The following is a 23,513-nucleotide window of genomic DNA, read 5'->3' on the forward strand; positions in this document are numbered from 1 at the left end:
TCGGAGCCGAAGTCCGAGAAGTCCGCGCTGATCGACAGCGCCCGCTGTGCCGTGACGAACCGCCGCCAGGGCTGACACTGCGGCCCGGCTGACTCGGGCCAGCGGTCCGGACAATTCCGACGCCGCCGTCGGTGCGGACCTGGTCACCACAGATCCCACCACTACAGACGTCGAACACATTGAAGTGCTCGGAGACTCGGCGTACGCCACCGGAGACATGCTGGCCACCCTCGCCGGAAAGCAGTGGCTGCCCCTGGTCAAACCCTGGCCGACCAGGCCCGCTGTGGAGGGCGGGTTTGGTCTGGATGACTTCACCTTCGATGCCGCGGCAAACACGTTGACCTGCCCGGCTGATGTCACGCGGACAGTGTCGCCGCAGGGCCGGGCGAAGTTCGGTGCGGCCTGCCGGCAGTGTCCGCTGCGCCAGCGGTGCACCACCTCACAATCCGGCCGCTCGGTGCTGCTGGGCGAGCACCATGTGCTGCAACGCCAGCACCGCCAGCGCGCACAGGGCGAGGACTTCCGGGCCACCTACCGGCAGCATCGCCCGATGGTGGAACGCTCCATCGCCTGGCTCACCCGAGGCGCCCGACGAGTGCCCTATCGCGGGGTGGATAAGAACAACAGCTGGCTCCACCACCGCGCCGCCGCCCTCAACCTACGTCGCCTGCTAGGAGCATGGGTCAGTAATGGCTCGAAGCGCGCCGAGAGTACGGCGGAGTGCGTGAGAGCGTTGCGCTCGGGCCGGCGTCACTGGCGGACAGGTATTCGGTTTGCGAAGCCGCGGTGATGGCGTTCAGTCCGCGGGTCAGCCTGTAGGTCGCCCGGGCCTGCCAGTTCAGGCGATCTGGAGGCCGCCGAGCCCGGTGGCGCCGATATGACCGTGGAGCTTTCGCAGGTTGTGGCAGGCAGCGAGCAGTAGCCATTCACCGCGGGCGGCGTCCAGACCGCGAATCAGGAGTTGCTTGCCGTTCTGCAGGGTGCTCATCTGTCCGAAGACCGGTTCGACGATCGCTTTGCGCCGGGCGTAGACCGCTCGGCCTTTCTTCGTGGCGAGCTTGCGGGCCATGCGCTGCTTGTCCGTGGCGCTGGCCGGGATCGGTCCCCGGGGGGCGATCGGCGCCGGTTCCCCGCTGCGCTGTCGTCCGGTGGCGATGAAGAACTCGGTGCCCTGCTCGCCGGTGACCTCGGCGGAGGCGGCGAGGTTCGCGGCTGAGCAGTACCCGGCATCGGCGAGCATCTGCTTCGGGGCCTGCCCCGTGTTGCTGATGGCCTGCTCGGTCATGGGGATGAGGTTGCCGACGTCGGCGGCACAGTCGTTGACCTCGGCCGCCACGATGATCTGATGGGCGGCATCGACCACGGCCTGGCCGTTGTAGCACTGAGCGAACGACCCGTCCCCGGTGAGCATGATCTTCGACTCCGGGTCGGTGAAGTTGCGCTGGGCCTTCGGCCTGGGCGTGGCGCGCTCGGCGGCCTCAGCGGCCTTCTGCGCGACGGTGTCTTCGTCTTCGCCCTTACCGCGGGCCTTAGCCTCAGCCTTCTCCGCCGCATCGGCGGCGGCGTCGGCTTCCAGAGCAGCTTTGGCCTGGCGCAGCTTGACCAGGCGAGACTCTCGGCGGGCCAGCTCATCGGGCAGCTCGTCCCCGCGCCGGTTCTTGCCGAACTTGGCGTCCTCGGCCTTGTCGATGGCCTCGGCGGCGGCCAGCAGATCGGAGACCTCCTGGGCCAGTACCTTCTCCTTGTCCGTCAGCCGCGCGTACGACATGGCCTTGCGTTTGGAGGCGTTCGCCCGCAGCTTCGTCCCATCCAGCGCGACCTGTCCAAGCGTGACCATCCCGGCGGCCTGGCACAACGCCAACGCCTGCAAGAACAGGTTGCCCAGCGCGGCCAGGTGCCTCTTGCGAAACCTGGCGATCGCGCGGTAGTCCGGGGCCGCCCCGGCCGCCAACCACCGGAAAGCGACGATGTCGGTGCAGGCCTTCTCGATCCCGCGGGAGGAGCGCACCCCCGTGGTGTAGCCGAAGATCAGCAACCGCACCATCAACCGCGGATCGTACGGCGGGGCCCCGCGCCCCTCCTGGTAGGAGACGTAGATCCGCGATAAATCCAGGTGCTCATCGACCAGATCCGCCACGAACCGTGCCAGATGATCGGCCGGAAGCCAGTCATCCAGCGACGGCGGCAGCAACAACCCCTGGCCCGGGTCGAACGCCCGAAATGTCTTGCCTGCGCCCACCGGCTCGACCTCGCCCTGCCGGTCAGCCCGCTCGACGCGGAACTCCCCGGCGGCGAACAACCCTTCCTCGCCCATGACGACAATTATCCCGCCGAACCCGCCCCATCAGCGGACCTGAACTGGCGTGTTACTGACCCACGCTCCTAGCCATGGGCCTGACCCACCAGAACGGAGCTTGGGCCCTGGCCTGACCAGCAGTTAGGGAGCCGCCTCTCGCCGATGGCCGGTGAGACCGCGCATAATCACATCAAGTGGACCGAAGGCCCTCGGTCGTCGCACCCAGAGTGCTCACCTAAAACGCCGCTCGCCATCCCACCGGTGACGCCCGGGCCCGCCGCTCACACGACCGCCAACCCCAATAGCGCCTTGTTCAGCAGTCTCCTAGCCCAGCCCGCCCCCTGGCTAGCTCTGCCGCGCCCCGGCCCAGCCCGACCCGCGCACGAGATACCCCACGCGGTCGCTCCACGTCTCCGAGCGGAAGACGTCGCGGGCGATCGCGATCCACTCGTGCGAGGCGATGCGCAGCGGGTTATAGGAGTTGATGTTGGTGGTGAGCCCGTAGACCACGTCCTCGCCCTCCGGCTCGTAGGTGCCGAACAGGCGGTCCCAGATGATGAGGATGCTGCCGTGGTTGCGGTCGAGGTAGCGGCGGTTGCTGCCGTGGTGCACGCGGTGGTGCGAAGGCGAGTTGAGCACCTTCTCCAGCGGCCCGATCGTCCGGATGGCCTCGGTGTGGACCCAGAACTGGTAGATCAGGTTCACCGCGCGGGCGTCCTGCACGATCGCCGGCCGCACGCCCAGCAGCGACAGCAGCCCGTACGGGACGTAAATGGTCAGTGCCTCGGCCACCGGCTGGCGCAGCGCGGTCGAGAGGTTGTACCGCTCGCTGGAGTGGTGGACGACGTGCATGGCCCACAGCCAGCGGCTCTCGTGGTCGAAGCGGTGGTTCCAGTAGTAGAGGAAGTCCCACCCGAGGATGCCCACCGCGTACGCGAGCGGTCCCGAGCCCAGGTCCAGCGGGGACCGGCGGAACAGGACCGAGCTGGCGGTCTGGGCGCTCCACAGCGTTGACACCATGACCACCGTGGACGCGACGGCGGACACCGCCGACCCGCCGGTGATCCGGCGCAGTGCGGGCGGGATCGCGGCGTCGCGCTCGGGTGTTGCCCCGCCCTCGCCGTCGGGCAGTGCCGACGACGATGACGACGACGACAAGGTTCCCGCCTCGGGCAGGCCAGACCCGCGGTGTCGCCGGAGCACGTCCCCGGCGGTGGCCACGGCGGCCGAGGCCAGGGAGAAGCCCATCAGCGCCTTGGCATAGCGGCCGGTCCGCGGGGTGAGCGGCGCCAGGAGCCTGTCGGTGATGTACGGCGCGATCAGACTCCCGACGCCCATCGACAGGCTGGCCATGGTGTCGGCGAACTCGTAGTCGCCGGCCCGCCGGTCGGGCGCCGGGTTGCGCTTCTGCCAGGCGTACTCGGCCGCCATCGACGCCACGAACGCCGGGATCGCCAGGACCGTCAGATCGACCTTCATGGCGTCATCATATGACGCAGCTCACACGGGTCAGTGCGCGGACGCGGGCGCTGTCGCGGGGCCCTCGGTCTGGGCGCTGTTGCGGACGAAGAACACCCCGATGACCGGGATGAGCGAGATGACCGCACCGAGCAGCAGCGCGTTGTGCACTCCGGTCATCTGCGCCGCGGCGTCCCCCAGTCCGGATTCGGCACCGGACACGATCCCCAGCGTCATGACGGTGATGAAGAGCGCGGTCCCGGCGGCTGCCGCTACCTGCTGCAGGGTGTTGAGCAGTGCGGAACCGTGCGAGTACAGGTGCGGCGGCAGCGACCCGAGCGCGGAGGTCATGAGCGGCGAGAACAGGAACGCCAGTCCCACGCTGAGGACGATGTGCCACGTCATGACGAGGGCCAACGAACTGTCGTCGGAGAAGGTCGTGAACATGCCCCACAGGCCGGCGGAAGCCAGGATCGAGCCGGGGATGATGAGGGGGCGCGGGCCGATCCGGTCGAACGCGCGACCGACGAACCAGCCGAGGACACCCATGATCAGGCCGCCGGGCAGGAGGGCGAGCCCGGAGCTCAGGGTGCTGGTGCCCAGCACCTGCTGCATGTACATCGGCAGCAGGATGAGGGTGCCGAACAGTGACATCATCGAGACGAGCATGAGCACGAGGCTCACGGTGAAGGCCCCGAAGCGGAAGGCCCGCACGTCGAGCAGTGCGAAGTCCTTGAGCGCGAGCTGGCGCCACACGAATACCGCCAGGGCGACCGCGCCGATCCCGACGGGGATCCACGGCGAGATGAGGGCATTGCCGCTGGCGGCCTCGCCGATCGAGCTGAGACCGAAGATGAGTCCGGCGAAGCCGATGGCGGAGAGCACGCCGGAGAGGACGTCGAGCGGGATGGGGCGCGGCTCGGTGACGTTGCGGATGAGCACTGCGCCGGCGACGAGCGCCACGATCCCGATGGGCAGGACCGACCAGAACATCCACCGCCAGCTCAGGACCTCGAGGACGAGACCGCCCACCGTGGGACCGATCGCGGGCGCGACGGCGATCACGATGGAGATGACTCCCATCGTGCGGCCGCGACGGTCGGCCGGCACCACGTTGAGGACGGTCGTCATGAGCAACGGGATCATGATCGCGGTGCCGACGGCCTGCACGACCCGGCCGGCGACCAGCATCGGGAAAACCACGGCCAACGAGGCGAACAGCGTCCCGCCGGTGAACGTGCTCATCGCTATGACGAACACGATCCGCAGCGGCAATCGGACGAGCAGCCACCCGGTGAACGGGATGACCACGGCCATCGTGAGCATGAAGGCGGTGGTGAGCCACTGCGCGGTCGCGGCGGTCACCGCGAACTCGACCATGAGCTCGGGTAGCGCCACGGACATGATGGTCTCGTTGAGGATCACCACGAACGCGGCGCCGACGAGCAGGGCGACGAGGCGCACGGTCGCGGCGGGCAGCGGCGGCGAGGCCTCTGGAGCGGTCGGCGCGGCGGCGTTGGGGTTGGCGGAGACTTCAGACGTCACGGTCGTCCTCTGGGATCGCGGTGTGAGAAGAGAGCAGAATCCGGCGCCGGGAAGCCGCGCACGGGAACCCTCGCACTGTACTTGAACGTTCGTCCGGCGCGCCGCCTCACGTGATGCGAGATACCTCCGGGACGAGCCGCGGGACCAGGCGGACCAGGAGAACCATGGCGACGAGCTCGACGAGGGTCTGGGTGACGACGACGAGGGGCGCCATCTCGAACTCCGCCGGCAGTGCCAGCACGAGCGGGAGGACCACCAACGAGTTGCGGGTAGCTCCGCTGAAGGCGATCGCCCGCCTGCCGGGCACATCGAGTCCGGCCAGCCGCCCGGCGAGCACGCCCACGGGCACGATGACGGCCAAGAACACCGCGTACACCGGCACGACCAGCGTCAGCGTGCCGAGCTGCTCGCTGACCGCGGCGATCTGGGAGGCCACGACCAGGGCGAGGGTGGCGACCATGAGCGGGACCATCGCGGAGACCGCTCCCCGCTCGACCGCGCCGGCGGCCCGGGCGACGGGACCGGCGGCGCCGACCGGGCCGGCAGCGCGACCGGGGGCCGCGCGCTGGGTGAGCGCCGCGGCGGCCAACGGCAGCGCGATGAGGAGGAGGAACGCCTCGACGAACGGGCCGGGGTCCACCGCGTCGACGAACTCGGCGCCGAGGAACGCCCACAGGTACAGCGGCAGCAGGACCATCTGGGCGAGCATGAGCAGGGGCGTGGCCGCCAGCAGCCGCCGTGTGTCGGCACCGGCGAGTCCGGAGAACACGAGGACGTAGTCGATGCACGGCGTGAGCAGGACGAAGAGCACGCCCACGAGCAGCACGCGGTCGTGGGCCACGACGCGCGAGAGCAGCCAGACGATGGGTGGGACCAGGACGAAGTTGACCACGCCGATGGTCGCGAGGAAGCGGCGGTCGCGCAGGGCCCGGCCGACGTCGCCGAACGGGATCCCGAGGAACGTCGCGTACAGCAGCAGCGCGAGCACCGGCTGGATCGCGAACTCCGCCGGGCGGGCCACCGCGGGTACGAGGAGGCCGACGATCCCGCCGGCCACGAGGCCCGCGAGGTACAGCGCCACCTGGTGGCGCTCCATCCAGTCCACGCTCGAGCGCATGCCCCTCCCCTCGCCGCGCAGCCGCGGGTCCGTCCAGCGCGTCCGACCGCCGGACCCGCCCGGCAACAGGTCTACCCTGGAGCCCGTGGAGACGCGGACGCTGCCGGTGTGGGAGCCGCATTCGCATCCCACGCACGAGCTGCTGTGGAACCGCGCCGGCGCGTCGACCGCGACCATCGGCGCCCGCACCTGGACCATCACCCCGTCCGTCGGCCTGTGGATCCCCGCCGGCGTGCTGCACTCGGCGACCGCACCTGCGGGCACGTGGTACCGCACGGCTCACGTCGACCCGCGTACCGACTCGCCGCTGCCGGGCGGGCCCGTCGCGGTGGAGATGACACCCCTGCTCACCCTGCTCCTCGAGCGACTGGTCGACCAGTCGCTTGAGGCCCGCTCGCGCGAGCTCACCGAGCAGATGGTGTTCGACCTACTCGAGCCGTCCCCGCACGCTCTGCTCGTGCAGCGTCCGGGTTCGGAACTCCTCCGGCCGATCGTCACCGCACTCGAGGCCAGCCCGGGCGACACGCGCTCGCTGACGGAGTGGGCGGCGAGGCTGGGCGTGAGCGAGCGGACCATCACCCGGGCCTTTCGCGCGGACACGGGGTTGAGCTTCGGCGCCTGGCAGGCGGTCTTCCGCGCTCAGCAGGCCGCGCTGCTCATGGGCCGCGGGATGACTGTGGACGTGGTGGCCGCGCGGGTCGGGTACAGCTCCGCCAGCGCGTTCGGAGCGGCGTTCCGCCGGACCACCGGCCTGACCCCGGGCCGATTCCGCGAACTCGGGGTGTCCGAAGCGCTACACCGCGCGTCCTGATCAAGAGATTGCGCCGCTGACCAGCGTCGTCGTACCGTCTTAGGGGGTGCGGGAGGCCTGAACTCCGGGCGCAGCTCTCGCCCGGGCGGGCGATCTCTGCAGAGAGCCAGCGCGAGTGCCGCCGGATACGCTGCCCCTCTGCCCTACGCTGCCTTTCTGCACGTTTCGACCGGGCTCACGCTGGCGGGATGGACCATTCTCGCAGCGCAGGCCGATGCGGCAGCGCATCCGGGCGGTGGTGTGATGCCGGAATGCCCGCCCGCGGCCCCGCCTCGAACTCTGGTGTAGCTACTGCGAGAAAGTTCCCGCCGAATCGCAGTGACTACACCAAAAAATAGGCCCCGTCAGGACCCGATCGGCAGGCCCCGTCAGGACCCGATGCCGAACCTCGCCGCGAGGTAGGGCAGCCAGCCCATGCACTCCGGGGTCAGGGCCATGCAGGCCGCCTCCCCCGGCCCTGGGCCGAAGATGAAGCGCAGCGGATTCTCGAGCGAACCGGTGGGGATCATGATCTCTCTCCTGGGGATCGGGACTGATCTACCCTTCCGGGATATCAGATGTGTGGGCGGACGCGCGAGTGCGGGAACAGGACTCGCGGAGCCCCGGAGGGAGACTGCGCGGAGTTCCTGGCGGTACTGGCGGCGATCGTCGTGATCCGGACGTTCCTCAGCTGGTCACTGGAGCTGGAGCTCTCCGGCCGGTGGCCCTGGCAGAAATCGCGGGACTCCGAGGCCGCGACCCCCACGAGCGCCACGTCGACACCCACGGCCTCCACGACCCCGCACGATGAGGGCGCCGCCTCGACCACGCAGCCCGACTGAGCCATCCGAAAAGGACACCGCGCCGAACCCCGGGCATGCACACCGCGCCCCTGCTTGCGACCGGGTTCCTCATCGGGGCTACCCGCGCGCTGCGGCGCTCGGACTGGAGCCCCGCGCGGCCAGCCGCCACAGGACAGTCCGCTCCTTAGCGCGGGCGGCGTGCAGCGGGTCGGCGGTGTCGGCAGCGCGAGAGTGCCGAGGCGTCGTCTCGTGCGTCCCGACCACCGTCAGGCCCGCGTCGGCGACTCGCGCGAGCAGCTCGTCGCGCGTGCGCAGGCCCAGGTGCTCGGCGAGGTCGGACAGGATGAGCCACCCCTCCCCCTGCGGCGTGAGGTGCTCCGGCAGCTCGGCCAGGTAGCGGTGGAGCAGGTCGGAGTCCGGGTCGTAGATCCCCTGCTCCAGGGCCGAGGTCGGCCGGCCGGGGATCCAGGGCGGATTGCACACCACGACGTCGGCACGCCCGGAGCGGTGGCCCGCCTCGTCGTCGTCGCCCCCGGGCCACAGGTCGCCGCGCGTCACGGTGACGCGGTCCTCCAACCCCAGCCGCCGCACGTTGCCCCGCGCGCACTGCACGGCGCGCGGGTTGATGTCGGACGCCACCACCGCCCGGGCACCACGCCGGGCCAGGACCGCGGCGAGCACCCCGGTGCCGGTGCCGATATCCCACACGACCGGCTGGTCGACGCCCGGCGGCCACCCGGCGTCGGCGACGAGGTCGATGTACTCGTCGCGGGTCGGGGCGAAGACGCCGTAGGCGGGGTGGAAGCGCGCGCCCAGCGCCGCGATCTCGATGCCGCTGCGGTGCCACTCGTACGCGCTGATCACACCCAGCACCTCGGGCAGCGAGACCAGCGTCTCCCCGCCCCGCGTCCCGCCGACCTCGTCGGACCCACCCGACGCCTCCTCGGCGCCGCCGGGCGGTGGGCCATAGGCGTGCACGCAGGCGTCGCGCACGTCGGGCGCCCGCCGCAGGCTGATCGAGTAGTCGGGCTCCAGCGGGACGAGGATCCGTCCCAGGATGGTCGCCCGCTCGGCGCGGGCCCTGCGGTTGGCGTGAAAGATCGCGCCGGGATCGGAGCCCTGCGGCGCCCCCGACGCGCGCTTGCCCAGGCGCCGGTCGAGCGCGCGCATGAGCTGGCGGGCGTTCTGGAAGTCGCCCCGCCACAGCAGCGCCGTGCCCGATCGGATCATCTTGAAGGCCTTGTCCGCGGCGATGTCGTCGTGGATCACCACGATGCGTCGGGGTGCGGGGGCGCCGTTCTCGGAGCGCCAGGCCGCGGTGCGGTCGGTGTCGTTCTCGCGCCACTCGACGGTCGTCGGGGCGAGGTCGGTGGCGCGGTGAGTGGGCACGGGGCCATTGTCTCAGGGGGCGTGCGCCGAAGCCGACCTCACGGCCCTCGAACTCCCTCCCACTCTCAGCTTGTAGCTGGTAGGGGGGCTTGCGGCAAGACCCCCATGGCGGCGCACACTTGCGCGACGCCACGCCCTGCCACCAGCACGTTCGCCTTCTCGGACCGCGTCCGCACACTGACCCCGGCCGAGGCCAAGGGATTGGAGTTCGACCTCGTCGTCGTCGTCGATCCCGGGTCCTTCGGCTCGGGCGACACCGACTCGGGCATCACCGGAGCGGTCGACCGGTACGTGGCGATGACCCGCGCGACGCGGCAGTTGATCGAGCTCCGGCCGTAGCGATGACTGCCGTGGTTCAGTGCCTCATTGTGGCGACGAACGCGTGGTAACGGGTTTAACATTCTCCCACCACCCCGCGCGCCGGCCTCCTCAACCGGAGGGAGTCACGCGCTTCCTCGTGAGGCTCGATATGCACTCTCGCATCGCTGCGGCACTCGCCGCTCTCGCCGCGATCATCTTCCTCCTCGCCGCCTGCAGCGCAGACGATCCGGCGCCCACGCCGGCTACCGTCACCACCACCGTGCAGGCGTCGACGACAGCCAGCTCCACCGAATCGACGTCCACCACCGCCAGCTCCAGCGAACCGCCGCCGAGCCCGACGGCAGCAGGGCCGGCCGCCGACACGTGCGGGGCCGTCGGGTACCAGGGGCGCCCGGCCACGAGAGCCCCCACTGCCTGGGAAAGCAGATCGCGTCGTGCGGCACCGCGAACCACCAGACCGGTACGACGTTCTTCACCGATGGCACATCCGGGTGGACGCAGACGTGTCAGAACCAGATGCTGGCTACCTATGTCCCGCCGCCGCCCGTTCAGACCTTCGATCAGGAGGCGTACAACCAGCAGTTCGCCGAAGAGTACTGGCGGACGCACCCGAGGCCGACGTTCGACCCGGACTCGGCCGATGGTTACGGACCTGACCAAGAGCTCCCGCCGGCGTGCCTACGACTGGAGGGCGTGGACTGCTGACACCGCAGGATCACCCGGTGGGTGGGATGCGTGTCTGCTGGTAGAGCGCCAACCGCCACCGCCCGTGACGGCGCCTGTACACGGTGGACATCAGTGCGTGGAACTCGTCGCCGTCACCGCGGGACGCCCGCCCTGTGTAGACCAGCGCGACCGCGTCGTCGTTGAGCTCGACGAGGCGCTCGTCGCTGATCTCGTAGGTCCGCCACGGCGGCGCGTCGTTGAGGGAGGTGACCACCTCCGCACGGTCCAGTACTTGACCGTGGGCCAGGACCATCACCCCGTCGGGAGTCATGAGGCGACCGTAGAAGGCGGCCCCCGAGCGGTCGCACAACGAGGACCACCCTTGGTGCTCGAGCTCCAGAAGTTCCGCGATGTCCACGCCTTCACGGTAGGCGCACATGACCGACATTTTCTCTGGAAGCTGGCAGCACTACCGCGCCTTCGATCCTGGCGCCGGCGGCTACCAGCGCACGGCCGGGCTCGTGGTCTGAGGCGGGCTCTGTGGGACGAATCAATCGTCGAGGCCGGTGCCGGCGCGTCGATCTTGCTCGGGCGCGTGAGGTCTCAAGGCCTGGGCCAGTGGAGGCAGGTGTGTCATCACCACGTCGCGAACCACGTCGGTCTCGACGCCGAAGTACTGGTGAACAAGGATGTTGCGGAACCCGCGAATCTGCGGCCAAGCGATTTCCGGATGCGCGTCCCTAATCGCAGGAGGCAGGTGGTTCGCGGCCTCCCCGATAATCTGCAGATTGCGCTCGATGGCGTCCTCCGCCATGAAGACGAGATCTATGTTCTCATGATCGAGGCTGGCAACGTACCTCCGGCAGCGATCAATCGCCTGCAGGATGTCGCCGATGCGCCGATCGATCTCGCGAGTCATATCGCCACGGAGTCGCGGATCGCAGCGTCGGAGATCGGACGTTTGAGCAGCTGGGCTGGAAAGATGTCGATGTTATCGCGGCCGAAGAGCGTTCGGACTTCCTCCATCAATCCAGAAGCCCGCATCAGAAGATTGCCGTCGGCCGGGTCCATGTCGACCACGATGTCAACATCGCTTTCGCTTTGGGCCGTGCCGCGGGCGACTGAGCCGAACAGTCTCGGCCTGGTCGCCGAGTACTTTGCGAGCAGGGCTCGAAACTCATCACTACGCGCCTCGATCAGCTCGCGCAGTACGCGAGACTCAGGAGTCGGGGCGGTGCTCGTCATGCGCCTAGGGTACCCGCCGCGCCCGGCCGCTGAGGGCTACCAGTAGGCCGCCGACACGGCGAGGGTACGGCGCGCCCGGGCTAGCTGCCGGCGGCGGCGTCGCTGATCGCCGACAGCGCAGCACGCAGTCGCACGTCGGCATCGTCGGCGACTTCCCGCACCTGCGGACTGCCGCTGAGCTGGACCATGGTCTGCGGGTCGATGGCCTCGATGGTCGTCTGCTCGGCGTTCTTTCCGCGGCGCACCACGACGTTGCACGGCAACAGGGCGCCGAGCTCCGGTTCGGCGGCCAGGGCCTTGCTGGCCAGGCCGGGATTGCAGGCTCCGAGGATCGTGTAGGCGCCCACCTTGTCCGCGGCCTCGTCACCCAGCTTGGCGGCGAACGTCGCGTTGACGTCGATCTCGGTGAGAATGCCGAAGCCCTGCTCCGCCAGGGCCGCGCGCGTGCGCTCCATGGCCTGCTCGTAGGGCATGTCGACAGTCACAGTGCGGGTGTAGGTCATGACCGACTCCTTCGATATCTCTTCGACGGCGTTGAGGTGTCCCTGGCCCGGAAGTGTAGGGCTGCGGTGGGTCAGGCCAGGGAGAGGAACAGCTTCTCCAGGTCCTTCTTGTCCAGGGTCTCGTCGGGGTTCGTCAGGCACTGCTCGAGGCCGCTCGCGATGATCGCGAACCCTGCCCGATCCAGAGCCTTGGACACAGCCGAGAGCTGAGTGACGACGTCCTTGCAGTCGCGGCCGTCCTCGATCATGCGCACGACGGCGGCGAGCTGGCCCTGTGCGCGCTTGAGGCGGTTGAGTGTCGGCGCCAGTTCGACTGTGTCGAGTTGCATCGGGCCCCCTGTAATCGGCGAGAAGTCACCACAGTCTATACCCCCTGGGGTGTCTCGCTCCAGCCCCTGTACGTCGCTCGCCACCCCCTGCCGCCCGCTCGCCGCATACCCCCCGGGGCATGTTGCATATACCACCCGGGGTATGTATGTTCGGGGCACACCCCGAGACCGGGACCCCGATCGACAAGGAGAGCACCGTGCTTCTCGAGCGCATCTACGACGAGGACCTCGCCCAGGCCGGGTACGTCATCGGCTGCCAGGCGAAGAACGAGGCGATGGTGGTGGACGCCCGCCGCGACATCAACGAGTATCTGGAGCTGGCTGCCCGCCACGGCATGACGATCACCGCCGTCACCGAGACCCACATCCACGCCGACTACCTGTCCGGCACCCGCGAGCTGGCAGAGGCGACCGGGGCGACCATCTACGTGTCCGGCGAGGGCGGCACGGACTGGCAGTACGGCTTCGAGGCCGAGCGCCTGCACCACGGTGACCAGCTCACGCTGGGCAACATCACCGTCGAGGCCGTCCACACCCCGGGACACACGCCCGAGCACCTATCGTTCCTCGTCACCGACGGGGCGTTCGCCGACTCCCCCGGTTACATGCTGACCGGCGACTTCGTCTTCGCCGGCGATCTCGGCCGACCGGACCTGCTCGACGAGGCCGCCGGTGGGGTCGACACCCGCTTCGAAGGCGCCTCACAGATCTTCCGCAGCCTCAAGGAGTCCTTCGTCTCGCTGCCGGACCACGTCCAGGTGTTCCCGGGCCACGGTTCGGGCAGCGCGTGCGGCAAGGCACTCGGCGCGCTGCCCTCGACCACCGTCGGTTACGAGCGCCGGTTCGCCTGGTGGGCCGACTACGTCGAGCGCGACGACGAGCAGGGCTTCATCGACGAGATGCTCGAGGGCCAACCTGACGCGCACGCCTACTTCGGCCGCATGAAGCGGCAGAACAAGGAGGGCCCGGCGATCCTCGGAGCGTTGGCACCCCTCCGCCGGTTCGGCACCGGAGAGCTGGCCGAGGCGCTCGAGAAGAACGACCTCGTCGTCGTCGACACCCGCGACCAGGACGAGGTCCACACCGGCACCGTCCCCGGGGCCCTCAACGTCCCCGGCGTCGACAAGGCCGCCTCGTACGGCGCGTGGGTCTACGACCCCGAGCGCGAGGACACACCCCTGGTCGTCCTCGCCGAGGACGAGGAGACCGCCGAGCGGTACCGCGACCACATGATCCGGGTGGGCATCGACACGGTCACCGGCTACACCACCAGCTTCGACGGGCTGCCGATGACGACCCCCGAGATGATCGGGCCCGACGACCTCGCCACATTCGACGCGGCGATGGTGCTGGACGTGCGCAACAAGACCGAGCACGCGGACGGCCACATCCCGGGCTCCGAGCAACTCAGTGGCGGCCGCGTCCTGTGGAACCTCGACCAACTGCCGACCGACGGTCCGATCGTCACCTACTGCCAGAGCGGCGTCCGCAACTCGGTCACGGCCAGCGCCCTGCGGCGAGCCGGATACCGCGTCGTCGAGCTCGAGGGCAGCTACAACGCCTGGGCCGAGCGCAACCTCGCCGCCGTCTGACCACACCCGCACACCCCGGGGGCCGGACCGTCCGTCCGGCCCCCGCCACCGTCGGCGCCCCACCGCCACATCCAGGCACCTCACCCGAAAGGTCTGAATCACCCGTGTCATCCACTCTCACCAGCACCCCGACCATGACCCCCGCCGAGCTCCGCGATGCGATGAGCAGCGGCACCCCGCCCACCGTGGTCGACGTGCGCTCCGGCGCCGAGTACGCCTCGGTCCACATCCGCGGCTCCTACAACGTGCCGTTACCGCTGCTCGCCGAGCACGGCGAGGAGTTCGCCTCGCGGCTCCCCGGCCAGGTCGTCCTCATCTGCCAGTCCGGCAACCGCGCCCGCCAGGCGTGCGAGCGGCTCAGCGCTGTGGGCGTGGACCGCGACTCGGTGACCGTGCTCGACGGCGGGATCGCCGGCTACGAGTCCGCCGGCGGCGAGGTCGTCCGGAGCAAGGGCGTCTGGGCGATGGACCGGCAGGTCCGCATGGCCGCCGGCTCGCTGGTCCTGGTCGGCGTCACCGCCTCGAAGCTCATCTCCCCGAAGTTCGCCTACCTCGCCGGCGCGATCGGTGCGGGGCTGACCTACTCCGCCGCGAGCAACTCGTGCGCCATGGCCGCCGCGCTGTCGAAGATGCCGTGGAACCGCCCGGCCGACGAGCCCGGGCTCGGCACCGTCCTGGACTCGCTGCCGACCCGGTCCTGACCCACCACCCCGCCCGCGACCCCGGCGCCCCCGCCGGAGAAAGGCACCCTCCATGGAGATCACCACGATCGTCGTCGTGGCCCTGGCCGTCCTGGTCGGCCTGTCCCTGGGACTTCTCGGCGGGGGCGGGTCCATCCTCGTGGTCCCCCTGCTCACTTACATCGGAGGGCTCGACCCCCGCGAGGCCATCGCGACCTCACTGTTCGTCGTGGGCGCCACCTCGCTGGTCAGCCTCATCGGACATGCCCGCAAGGGCAACGTCCGGTGGCGCACGGGCCTGATCTTCGGCGCGGCCGGGATGGTCGGCGCGTTCCTCGGCGGCCTGGCCGGTGGCTACATCCCCGGCACCCTCCTCATGATCGCCTTCGCGCTCATGATGATCGCCACCGCCGGCGCGATGATCAGGGGCCGCAAGGACCGTGACGGGCATAGCCAGACGCACCACCACCCGCTCTGGCGAATCCTCCTGGACGGACTCGTCGTGGGCGCCGCGACCGGCCTGGTCGGTGCGGGCGGCGGCTTCCTCGTGGTGCCGGCCCTCGTCCTCCTGGCGGGTCTGCCGATGACGGCTGCTGTGGGCACCTCCCTGCTCGTCATCGCGATGAAGTCCTTCGCCGGTCTCGGCGGCTACCTCACGTCGGTCAGCCTCGACTGGCCACTCGTCGCCGCCGTCACGGCCGCCGCCATCGCCGGCTCTTTCGTCGGCATCCGGCTCACCTCCGTGGTCCCGGAGCGGGCGCTGCGGAAGGGCTTCGGGGTCTTCGTCCTGCTCATGGGCGCGTTCGTTCTCTCGCAGGAGCTGCCGTTCCCCTCCGGGCCGATCATCCTCGGCGTCGTCGTGATCCTGGCCGCGGCCGCGGCGGTGTGCCTGCTCGGACTAAAGGACCGTTGCACGCTGGGCAGGTCTGCGGATCGCCAGAGGGGCGAAGCGGTTTTGGCCTGACCCGCCGGAATCACGAAGACCGCCCGGTTCGCCGGGCGGTCTTCGGTCGTTCAGGGCCCGTCATCACCCCTTTGCTGCGACGAACGTGTCGAAGTCGAAGGGCTCCGGAGTTCCGCTTGCTTCTCCGTTAGCGAGTGCGCTCCACAGTGAGGCCATCCGCGTCTGTTGGTCTTCGAGTAGTCGTAGGCCGGCCTGTACGACCTCGCTGGCGGACCGGTATCGACCCGAGGCGACCTCTCTCGCGGCGCAGTCCGCGCCCCGGCATCGCGCAGCCGACCGGCGCGACCGTGAACGCCGAGTGAATGGCGCCGTGGATGTAGCCCACCTCGCCGGCGTCGCCCACGACCTCGCAGTCGATGCCCGCAGCGCGCAGCTCATCGGCCAGCGGCGCGGCGGCCATGGTGCCGTCGGCGTAGATCACCATGTCGGCCGCGGCGGACTTGGCGTTGCCCTTGGCGTCGGTCCACTCCACGCCCGACTCGGTGATGCGGGTGACCGACACGCGGCGCTGGATGTCCACGCCGTGCTCCTTGGCGTGCCGCACCGCGGTCCACCGGCGCGGCATCGCCAGCGGCAGGCCCAGCTGCTGCGACTCGTGGAGCAGGGTCACGCGACGCCCGCGCTCGGCGAGGAACTCGGCCAGCTCCAGGCCCACCAGCGACCCGCCGATCACCACGACGTTCTTGCCCATCGGCAGCGCGATCTTGGTGAGGTTACGGATCCACGCCGGCCGCTTGGTGATCGTCGACAGCTTGCCCAGCCGCCCGACCAGGCGCAGGAACAGCCCGGCCTCGTCGGCGGTGGCGGTGCCCAGCATGGTGTTGCGGAGCGAATCGCCGGTGTGCACGTGCGGCAGGTCGCCGCCCGGGATGGCCGGGGCGGGACGCTTGGCACCGGTCGCCACGATCACCCGATCGGCGCCGAGCGAACGAATCATCTCCACGGTCGCCTCGGTGTTCAGGCGCACGTCGATGCCCAGCCGGTCGATCTCGGCGGCGAAGAAGCGGATCAGCGGCTCGTTGTCCGGCGTGGTGAGGGTGGAGAACCACATGGTGCCGCCCAGCCGGTCGGCCTTGTCCAGCACGGTCACGCGATGCCCGCGCTCGGTGAGGACCACCGCGGCCTCGAGCCCGGCGGGTCCGGCGCCCACCACCACGACGTGCTCGCGCTTCGGCGCGGGCGTGAGCGGCAGGAGCTTCTCGTTACCCAGCGCGGGGTTCACCGCGCAGAAGGGGGTGTCGTCAAAGAAGTTCTCGGCCACGCAGAGGTAGCAGTTGATGCACGGCCGGACCTCGGACCGCCGCCCGGTGGCCAGCTTGTTGGGCAGGTCCGGATCGGCGAGCAGCTGCCGGCCCATGGCGGCGAAGTCCACCTTGCCGTCGTCGATCGCCTTCTCCGCCACCTCGGGCAGCATGCGACCCACGGCGATGACCGGGATCGACACGGCCTTCTTCACGGCGGCGGCATTGTCCAGGTACGCGCCGATGGTGTCGGGCAGGGGGCCGTCGGTGAAGTTGTCGAAGGGGTTGCGGCCCCAGCCGGTGACGTGGATGGCGTCGGCGCCGGCCTTCTCGAACAGTTGCGAGGCCAGGATCGCCTCGTCCAGCTCGAGCCCGCCCTCCTGGCCGTACTCCTCGCCGGACACGCGCACCAGCACGGCCAGCTTGTCCCCCACGCGCTCCTTGACGGCGGTGATGACCTCGCACGCCAGCCGCGCGCGGTTGACCAGCGGCCCGCCGTAGGAATCGGTGCGCTGGTTGTCGCGCTTGTTGAGGAACACGCCGAGGATGTAGCCGTGCGCGACGTGGATCTCGATCGCGTCGGCGCCGGCCTTGGCGATCCGCTCGGCGGCGTCGGCCCAGGTGTCGATGAGCCGCGCGATGTCGTCGGAGTAGTCCATCTCCTTGTAGACCATCTGCTTGCCGGCGGTGGCGGCGCCCATCTTGCCGAGCTCCTCGGGGGTGCTGTCGGCCAACGCGGACATGTCGTAGCTGTAGTCCGGCTCGTTGGGGGCGATCACCGGGCGGCCACCCGCCACATCCACGCGCGCGACCTTGCCGTGGTGGGTGGACTGCACGCAGACCTGACTTCCACAAGTTTTAGTGTCACCCTGCGTTGATCGCGTCGATGACGGCTCGCGCGGCGTCCGGGATTGTGGGTTCGACAAGCATTTCGTGATCGCCGATGGCGACGGTGACCGTGCGCAGGGGCCGCAGGGTGGTGACGATCTTCTTGATCGACATGCCGGTGGCATCTTGCAGGTGCCGGGATACTGCCAAGGCGGCGAACACGACGGTCAGGTGAGCTTCAATCGCGTCGCGGGTGCGGTGGAAGATCGGGCGCGCCCTCAGGTCAGCCTTGGCCATACGGAAGGACTGCTCGACCTTCCAGAGATCGTGATAGGCCGCCACGACGGCATGGCCGTCCATGACCTCCGACGCGATGTTGGTGACGTACCCCTTGTAACCTGCAGATTCTCGGGCCCGCTGGATCGAGACCTCGTCCAGGATCACCTTCTGGTCGGTGACCACGGGCGAACCGCTGCTTCTTGAGTGGCTCTGCCCGGTCGGCGACGCGTTGAGCGCGGTCAATCTGCGCGTTCAGCGTCCGCCGGTCTCGTTTGGCCCGCTCCCATTTGTAGTGCCACACCACCCGCCGGTCGCGCCGGTCCCGGCCCTGTCCCATGGGGCGGATCAGCTCCACGACGCCGTCGTCGGCGATTGCGTTGCCGCGGCGGCCGAAGTGGTCCTCGAGCTCTTTGGGCGCCTTTTCAAGTGCGGGAGCCGACGATGAACGACAGGCCCGCGTCCTCCAGCGCATTGAGGTTGGCCGCCGACAGCATTCCCGCATCGGCCACCACGACCATGTCCCTGATCTGGTGGCGCTCTTGGAAGGCCGTGATGACCGGGATTAGCGTCTTGGTCTCTGCCTTGTTGCCCTCGAAGACGTGCACGTCCAGCGGGAACCCATCCCGGGCCACCAGCAGGCCCACGGTGATCTGCGGGTCGACCTTGCGCTCTTTACTCATGCCGACTTTACGCAGGTCATCTTCTTTCTCGGCCTCGAAGTACAAGGTGGTCAAGTCGTAGAGCACCAACGCCACGCCAGGGCCGCCGGTGCGGGTGACGTGGGCCCAACATGCGGTGGCGATCAGGCTGCGGTAGTCCCGGCCGACCACTCGCTGTAGACAGTTGTAGAGCGTATTGACGTGCGGCGGCTTGGTCCCCAACTCGGCCAGGACCCGAACCGAGTCCAACTTGCTGGTCGGCTCCACCACACGGCACAGCACCAGGTCGCGGAACACCGTATCGCCAACCACGTCGAAGCCGAGCCTGGAGTACGTACCGGTCAACCCCTGCCACAAGATCCGCGCCGTGGACTGCTGGATCCGCGCGGCCGTCGCTGCCGGCACGTCGATCACCGCCCCGCCGTGATCGCTCAACTCCAGGTCAAACGCCTGCTGATCGCCCTGAATGCGCTGCTTGGCGACCTCGATCAATGCCGCCAACTCGCCGGGGGTGTGAGCCGAACCCAGGTGCTCGCGCACCACCAACCGGCCGCCGACCCACTCGACCAACTGCACGCCCGTGGCCCCCGACCCCGTCGGCACCTTCCGAAATTTCAGCCCCACACGCCCAAACTACCGGGCCGTTTAGTGTCACAAACGCCAGCACAGAACTCGCCCTACCAGCGCAAACCGGAATCCCAACCAGCAGAACAGCGTCAACTTGTGGAAGTCAGGGCAGAGCTTGGAGCCGGCCGCGTGCACGGCGTCGGCGAGGGCCTTGAGGCCGGGGATGTACTTGTCGTCGGACAGGCCCGGCTCCTTGAGCGAGGCGGCGCCGACGGGGAACGCGATCGCGCACGCGCCGGTGATGATCAGGCCCGCTCCCCCGGCCGCGCGGGCCACGTAGTGGTCGATCTCCCGCTGCTCGATCTCACCGTCCTCGGAGACGTTCATGTCCATGGCCCGAAGGACGATGCGGTTGGGGGTCTCCATGGGGCCGATCCGGCCCGGCGAGGTGAGACGGGGGAAAGAGGTGCGGGTAGTCACGGTAGTGAGAATACGCCCGTGTTGACGCGTGTCAGAACTTTGTGGGGAATCCAGGTGGGAGGGAGTTCCCTCGCCGCGCGGGGGACGTGCTACGGGCGACGACGACGAGGTGAGCGGGCGCGGACCGGTGGGCGGTGGCTGCGGGGGCGCGCTCTGCCGCTGCGGCGGTTCCAGGGAGCCGATCGCGACTCCGGTCAGGTTCGGTCCGGCAGTCGGGTGGGTGAGATGGCGGGAACCCCCGAACGGTGGGTTCGGGGGTTCCGGCTTTGTGAAGTTGTGTTCGGCGGTGTCCTACTCTCCCACACCCTCGCGAGTGCAGTACCATCGGCGCTGGCAGGCTTAGCTTCCGGGTTCGGAATGGGACCGGGCGTTTCCCTGCCGCTATGGCCGCCGTAACTCTGTGAAACAAGGCCCACACCGTGGGGTGTGGGTGTGTTGTTTCAGATACTGCACAGTGGACGCGTTGCGATTCTTCGTTGACTTGTTTGTGTGTAAGTCCTCGGCCGATTAGTACCGGTCACCTGCACGCATTGCTGCGCTTCCAGTTCCGGCCTATCAACCCCATGGTCTGTGGGGGGCCTTAACCACGCGAAGGTGGTGAGAAACCTCATCTTGGAACAGGCTTCCCGCTTAGATGCTTTCAGCGGTTATCCCTTCCGAACGTAGCTAACCAGCGATGCTCCTGGTGGAACAACTGGCACACCAGAGGTTCGTCCGTCCCGGTCCTCTCGTACTAGGGACAGCCTTCCGCAAGTTTCTTACGCGCGCGGCGGATAGAGACCGAACTGTCTCACGACGTTCTAAACCCAGCTCGCGTGCCGCTTTAATGGGCGAACAGCCCAACCCTTGGGACCTACTCCAGCCCCAGGATGCGACGAGCCGACATCGAGGTGCCAAACCATCCCGTCGATATGGACTCTTGGGGAAGATCAGCCTGTTATCCCCGGGGTACCTTTTATCCGTTGAGCGACACCGCTTCCACATGCCGGTGCCGGATCACTAGTCCCGACTTTCGTCCCTGCTCGACGTGTCAGTCTCACAGTCAAGCTCCCTTGTGCACTTGCACTCAACACCTGATTGCCATCCAGGCTGAGGGAACCTTTGGGCGCCTCCGTTACTCTTTGGGAGGCAACCGCCCCAGTTAAACTACCCACCAGGCACTGTCCCTAACCCAGATCATGGGCCGAGGTTAGACGTCCAATACGATCAGAGTGGTATTTCAACAACGACTCCACACACACTGGCGTGCATGCTTCACAGTCTCCCACCTATCCTACACAAACCGAATCGAACGCCAATACCAAGCTATAGTAAAGGTCCCGGGGTCTTTTCGTCCTGCCGCGCGTAACGAGCATCTTTACTCGTAATGCAATTTCGCCGAGTCTGTGGTCGAGACAGCAGAGAAGTCGTTACGCCATTCGTGCAGGTCGGAACTTACCCGACAAGGAATTTCGCTACCTTAGGATGGTTATAGTTACCACCGCCGTTTACTGGGGCTTAAATTCTCAGCTTCGCCTTGCGGCTAACCGGTCCTCTTAACCTTCCAGCACCGGGCAGGCGTCAGTCCGTATACATCGACTTACGTCTTCGCACGGACCTGTGTTTTTAGTAAACAGTCGCTTCTCTCTGGTCTCTGCGACCACCCCCAGCTCCCACCGCAAAGGGTGTTCACCGGGCGTGGTCCCCCTTCTCCCGAAGTTACGGGGGCATTTTGCCGAGTTCCTTAACCACAGTTCTCTCGATCGCCTCGGTATTCTCTACCTGACCACCTGTGTTGGTTTGGGGTACGGGCCGTGTATGAACTCACTAGAGGCTTTTCTCGGCAGCATAGGATCACTGAATTCCCCACAACGGGTACGCATCAAGTCTCAGCCTTATGTGTGACACGGATTTGCCTGTTGTCACGGCCTACACTCTTACACCAGTACAACCACTGACTGGCCCAGCTACCTTCCTGCGTCACCCCATCGCTTGGCTACTACCAGATCAGGTCCCGCGCATCCCCACCACGCGGTCCGAAGACCGTCTCGGTGGTTCTGGGCGGTTAGTATCACTGATTCACCATGGGCGCGCATACACGGGTACGGGAATATCAACCCGTTGTCCATCGACTACGCCTGTCGGCCTCGCCTTAGGTCCCGACTCACCCTGGGCAGATTAGCTTGACCCAGGAACCCTTGGTCATCCGGCGGACGAGTTTCCCACTCGTCATTCGCTACTCATGCCTGCATTCTCACTCGTGTGGCCTCCACACCTGGATCACTCCGGCGCTTCTATGGCCACACGACGCTCCCCTACCCACCCACACACCTGCCCGGAGGAGGATATACGTGTGAGTGCCGCGGCTTCGGCGGTGTACTTGAGCCCCGCTACATTGTCGGCGCAGGACCACTTGACCAGTGAGCTATTACGCACTCTTTCAAGGATGGCTGCTTCTAAGCCAACCTCCTGGCTGTCTCAGCGATCCCACATCCTTTTCCACTTAGTACACGCTTAGGGGCCTTAGCCGGCGATCTGGGCTGTTTCCCTCTCGACTATGAAGCTTATCCCCCACAGTCTCACTGCCGCACTCTCACACCTCGGCATTCGGAGTTTGGCTGACGTCAGTAACCTTGTAGGGCCCATCGGCCATCCAGTAGCTCTACCTCCGAGGTGAAACATGGGACGCTGCACCTAAATGCATTTCGGGGAGAACCAGCTATCACGGAGTTTGATTGGCCTTTCACCCCTACCCACAACTCATCCCCTCAGTTTTCAACCTAAGTGGGTTCGCGCCTCCACGACGTCTTACCGTCGCTTCACACTGGCCATGGGTAGATCACTCCGCTTCGGGTCTAGAGCATGCCACTAACATCGCCCTATTCGGACTCGCTTTCGCTACGGCTACCCCACACGGGTTAACCTCGCGACATACCACTAACTCGCAGGCTCATTCTTCAAAAGGCACGCCATCAGCCCTAAAAGCCTCTGACGGATTGTAAGCACACGGTTTCAGGTACTATTTCACTCCCCTCCCGGGGTACTTTTCACCATTCCCTCACGGTACTAATCCGCTATCGGTCACCAAGGAGTATTCAGGCTTACCGGGTGGTCCCGGCAGATTCACAGCAGATTTCACGGGCCCGCTGCTACTTGGGTACACAAATCGCCCCGCCGCGCAGTTTTCAGGTACGGGACTCTCACCCTCTCCGGCCGACCCTTCCAAGTCGTTCCCCTAACCCACGGTCAATCAGCGCCCGGTCCGGCAGAACCAAGGACATCGCGCCCCACAACACCACACACGCAACCCCTGCCGGGTATCACACGCATGCGGTTTAGCCTCCTCCGCGTTCGCTCGCCGCTACTGACGGAATCACTATTGTTTTCTCTTCCTGCGGGTACTGAGATGTTTCACTTCCCCGCGTTCCCTCCACACACCCTATGTATTCAGATGCGGGTAACACGCCATCACGCGTGCTGGGTTCCCCCATTCGGACACCCTCGGATCACAGCTCGTTTGGCAGCTCCCCGAGGCTTATCGCAGCCTACTACGTCCTTCATCGGCTCTTGGTGCCAAGGCATCCACCGTGTGCTCTTACACACTTACATTCACAAACAATTAAAGATGCTCGCGTCCACTGTGCAGTTCTCAAACAACACACACCAACCCCACCCACACCCCGGCCCCGTAGGGCGCAACAGGATGTATCGGGAATCAGTGCCACCAGAAACAACCCAACCCGCTCTGCGGGTCAGACGGTGTTGTTTCAGACACCCAACAG

Annotated in this window: 19 protein-coding genes, 2 rRNA genes and 5 pseudogenes; 8 read left to right on the forward strand and 18 right to left on the reverse strand. The window is 67.5% G+C overall.

Annotated elements, in window-relative coordinates; all coding sequences use genetic code 11:
- Positions 1-88: 88 nt before the first annotated feature.
- The gene (locus VYL96_RS10420; protein ID WP_329440160.1) at positions 89-790 is read left to right on the forward strand and encodes a transposase; all 702 of its coding nucleotides are present in this window, start codon (positions 89-91) and stop codon (positions 788-790) included.
- A gap of 48 nt (positions 791-838) precedes the next feature.
- On the opposite strand, the gene VYL96_RS10425 is transcribed toward VYL96_RS10420, so the two are convergent.
- From VYL96_RS10425 to VYL96_RS10440, 4 genes are all read right to left on the reverse strand, one after another.
- Complete coding sequence (locus VYL96_RS10425) at positions 839-2,314, reverse strand: IS1182 family transposase (protein ID WP_329437208.1); 1,476 nt, start codon at positions 2,312-2,314, stop codon at positions 839-841.
- 327 nt (positions 2,315-2,641) lie between these two features.
- Complete coding sequence (locus VYL96_RS10430) at positions 2,642-3,775, reverse strand: sterol desaturase family protein (protein ID WP_131886614.1); 1,134 nt, start codon at positions 3,773-3,775, stop codon at positions 2,642-2,644.
- A gap of 30 nt (positions 3,776-3,805) precedes the next feature.
- Positions 3,806-5,299 carry an MDR family MFS transporter gene (locus tag VYL96_RS10435; protein ID WP_131886615.1) on the reverse strand — a complete coding sequence of 498 codons (1,494 nt, stop codon included), beginning with the start codon at positions 5,297-5,299 and terminating at the stop codon, positions 3,806-3,808.
- Positions 5,300-5,405: 106 nt separating this feature from the next.
- Positions 5,406-6,416 (reverse strand): arsenic resistance protein, encoded by a 1,011-nt coding sequence (locus VYL96_RS10440; protein ID WP_131886616.1) that lies wholly within the window; start codon positions 6,414-6,416, stop codon positions 5,406-5,408.
- Between the two features lie 85 nt (positions 6,417-6,501).
- Between VYL96_RS10440 and VYL96_RS10445 the strand changes: the two genes are divergently transcribed.
- Positions 6,502-7,227: a helix-turn-helix transcriptional regulator gene (locus VYL96_RS10445; protein WP_243699823.1), complete on the forward strand. Its 726-nt coding sequence runs from the start codon at positions 6,502-6,504 to the stop codon at positions 7,225-7,227.
- 368 nt (positions 7,228-7,595) lie between these two features.
- Here the strand turns inward: VYL96_RS10445 and VYL96_RS10450 are convergent, their stop codons facing one another.
- The gene (locus tag VYL96_RS10450; protein ID WP_007633571.1) at positions 7,596-7,736 is read right to left on the reverse strand and encodes a hypothetical protein; all 141 of its coding nucleotides are present in this window, start codon (positions 7,734-7,736) and stop codon (positions 7,596-7,598) included.
- A 117-nt stretch (positions 7,737-7,853) separates the two neighbouring features.
- Here VYL96_RS10450 and VYL96_RS10455 point away from each other — a divergent pair.
- Positions 7,854-8,048: pseudogene (locus VYL96_RS10455) on the forward strand (DUF1622 domain-containing protein); the annotation flags it as partial.
- 78 nt (positions 8,049-8,126) lie between these two features.
- Here VYL96_RS10455 and VYL96_RS10460 read toward each other — a convergent pair.
- Positions 8,127-9,398 carry a methyltransferase gene (locus VYL96_RS10460; protein ID WP_131886618.1) on the reverse strand — a complete coding sequence of 424 codons (1,272 nt, stop codon included), beginning with the start codon at positions 9,396-9,398 and terminating at the stop codon, positions 8,127-8,129.
- A gap of 147 nt (positions 9,399-9,545) precedes the next feature.
- Here VYL96_RS10460 and VYL96_RS10465 point away from each other — a divergent pair.
- Positions 9,546-9,737: pseudogene (locus tag VYL96_RS10465) on the forward strand (hypothetical protein); the annotation flags it as partial.
- 90 nt (positions 9,738-9,827) lie between these two features.
- On the opposite strand, the gene VYL96_RS10470 reads toward VYL96_RS10465, so the two are convergent.
- Positions 9,828-10,025, reverse strand: a complete 198-nt coding sequence (locus VYL96_RS10470) for a hypothetical protein (RefSeq protein ID WP_131886619.1) — start codon at positions 10,023-10,025, stop codon at positions 9,828-9,830.
- A gap of 210 nt (positions 10,026-10,235) precedes the next feature.
- On the opposite strand from VYL96_RS10470, the gene VYL96_RS10475 reads away from it, so the two are divergent.
- Positions 10,236-10,424 carry a hypothetical protein gene (locus tag VYL96_RS10475; RefSeq protein ID WP_082767857.1) on the forward strand — a complete coding sequence of 63 codons (189 nt, stop codon included), beginning with the start codon at positions 10,236-10,238 and terminating at the stop codon, positions 10,422-10,424.
- 10 nt (positions 10,425-10,434) lie between these two features.
- On the opposite strand, the gene VYL96_RS10480 is transcribed toward VYL96_RS10475, so the two are convergent.
- From VYL96_RS10480 to VYL96_RS10500, 5 genes are all read right to left on the reverse strand, one after another.
- A complete protein-coding gene (locus tag VYL96_RS10480) occupies positions 10,435-10,824 on the reverse strand; it encodes a nuclear transport factor 2 family protein (RefSeq protein ID WP_165928546.1) in 390 nt (129 codons plus the stop codon).
- A 111-nt stretch (positions 10,825-10,935) separates the two neighbouring features.
- Positions 10,936-11,304 (reverse strand): HepT-like ribonuclease domain-containing protein, encoded by a 369-nt coding sequence (locus VYL96_RS10485; RefSeq protein WP_131886621.1) that lies wholly within the window; start codon positions 11,302-11,304, stop codon positions 10,936-10,938.
- Complete coding sequence (locus VYL96_RS10490; RefSeq protein WP_131886622.1) at positions 11,301-11,630, reverse strand: nucleotidyltransferase family protein; 330 nt, start codon at positions 11,628-11,630, stop codon at positions 11,301-11,303. Before VYL96_RS10490 ends, VYL96_RS10485 begins: the two co-directional genes overlap by 4 nt.
- 80 nt (positions 11,631-11,710) lie before the next feature.
- On the reverse strand, positions 11,711-12,133 hold the full coding sequence (locus tag VYL96_RS10495; protein ID WP_131886623.1) for a DUF302 domain-containing protein: 423 nt from the start codon (positions 12,131-12,133) through the stop codon (positions 11,711-11,713).
- 71 nt (positions 12,134-12,204) lie between these two features.
- Entirely contained in the window at positions 12,205-12,462 is a 258-nt protein-coding gene (locus VYL96_RS10500) for a metal-sensitive transcriptional regulator (RefSeq protein WP_131886624.1), read from the reverse strand.
- Positions 12,463-12,659: 197 nt separating this feature from the next.
- Here VYL96_RS10500 and VYL96_RS10505 point away from each other — a divergent pair, with 197 nt between their 5' ends.
- The 3 genes from VYL96_RS10505 to VYL96_RS10515 all read left to right on the forward strand — a co-directional run bounded on the left by VYL96_RS10505 (position 12,660) and on the right by VYL96_RS10515 (position 15,698).
- Positions 12,660-14,054 carry an MBL fold metallo-hydrolase gene (locus VYL96_RS10505; protein ID WP_131886627.1) on the forward strand — a complete coding sequence of 465 codons (1,395 nt, stop codon included), beginning with the start codon at positions 12,660-12,662 and terminating at the stop codon, positions 14,052-14,054.
- Between the two features lie 104 nt (positions 14,055-14,158).
- Positions 14,159-14,755 (forward strand): rhodanese-like domain-containing protein, encoded by a 597-nt coding sequence (locus VYL96_RS10510; RefSeq protein ID WP_243699824.1) that lies wholly within the window; start codon positions 14,159-14,161, stop codon positions 14,753-14,755.
- Between the two features lie 52 nt (positions 14,756-14,807).
- Positions 14,808-15,698, forward strand: coding sequence for a sulfite exporter TauE/SafE family protein (locus tag VYL96_RS10515; protein WP_131886625.1), 891 nt, complete (start codon positions 14,808-14,810; stop codon positions 15,696-15,698).
- Between the two features lie 63 nt (positions 15,699-15,761).
- On the opposite strand, the pseudogene VYL96_RS10520 reads toward VYL96_RS10515, so the two are convergent.
- The 6 genes and pseudogenes from VYL96_RS10520 to VYL96_RS10550 form a co-directional block, all read right to left on the reverse strand.
- Positions 15,762-15,935: pseudogene (locus tag VYL96_RS10520) on the reverse strand (type II toxin-antitoxin system ParD family antitoxin); the annotation flags it as partial.
- Positions 15,936-15,978: 43 nt separating this feature from the next.
- Positions 15,979-17,790 (reverse strand): annotated as a pseudogene (locus tag VYL96_RS10525) (FAD-dependent oxidoreductase); the annotation flags it as partial.
- Positions 17,791-17,803: 13 nt separating this feature from the next.
- Positions 17,804-19,329 (reverse strand): annotated as a pseudogene (locus VYL96_RS17285) (IS1634 family transposase).
- A gap of 27 nt (positions 19,330-19,356) precedes the next feature.
- Positions 19,357-19,752 carry an oxidoreductase gene (locus VYL96_RS10540; protein WP_407935061.1) on the reverse strand — a complete coding sequence of 132 codons (396 nt, stop codon included), beginning with the start codon at positions 19,750-19,752 and terminating at the stop codon, positions 19,357-19,359.
- A 278-nt stretch (positions 19,753-20,030) separates the two neighbouring features.
- Positions 20,031-20,147: ribosomal RNA gene (gene rrf, locus VYL96_RS10545) — 5S ribosomal RNA — on the reverse strand.
- Between the two features lie 92 nt (positions 20,148-20,239).
- Positions 20,240-23,340: ribosomal RNA gene (locus VYL96_RS10550) — 23S ribosomal RNA — on the reverse strand.
- Positions 23,341-23,513: the final 173 nt, after the last annotated feature.

It is taken from the genome of Dietzia maris, assembly GCF_036287335.1.
In the GTDB taxonomy this organism is placed as follows: Bacteria; Actinomycetota; Actinomycetes; order Mycobacteriales; family Mycobacteriaceae; genus Dietzia; species Dietzia cinnamea.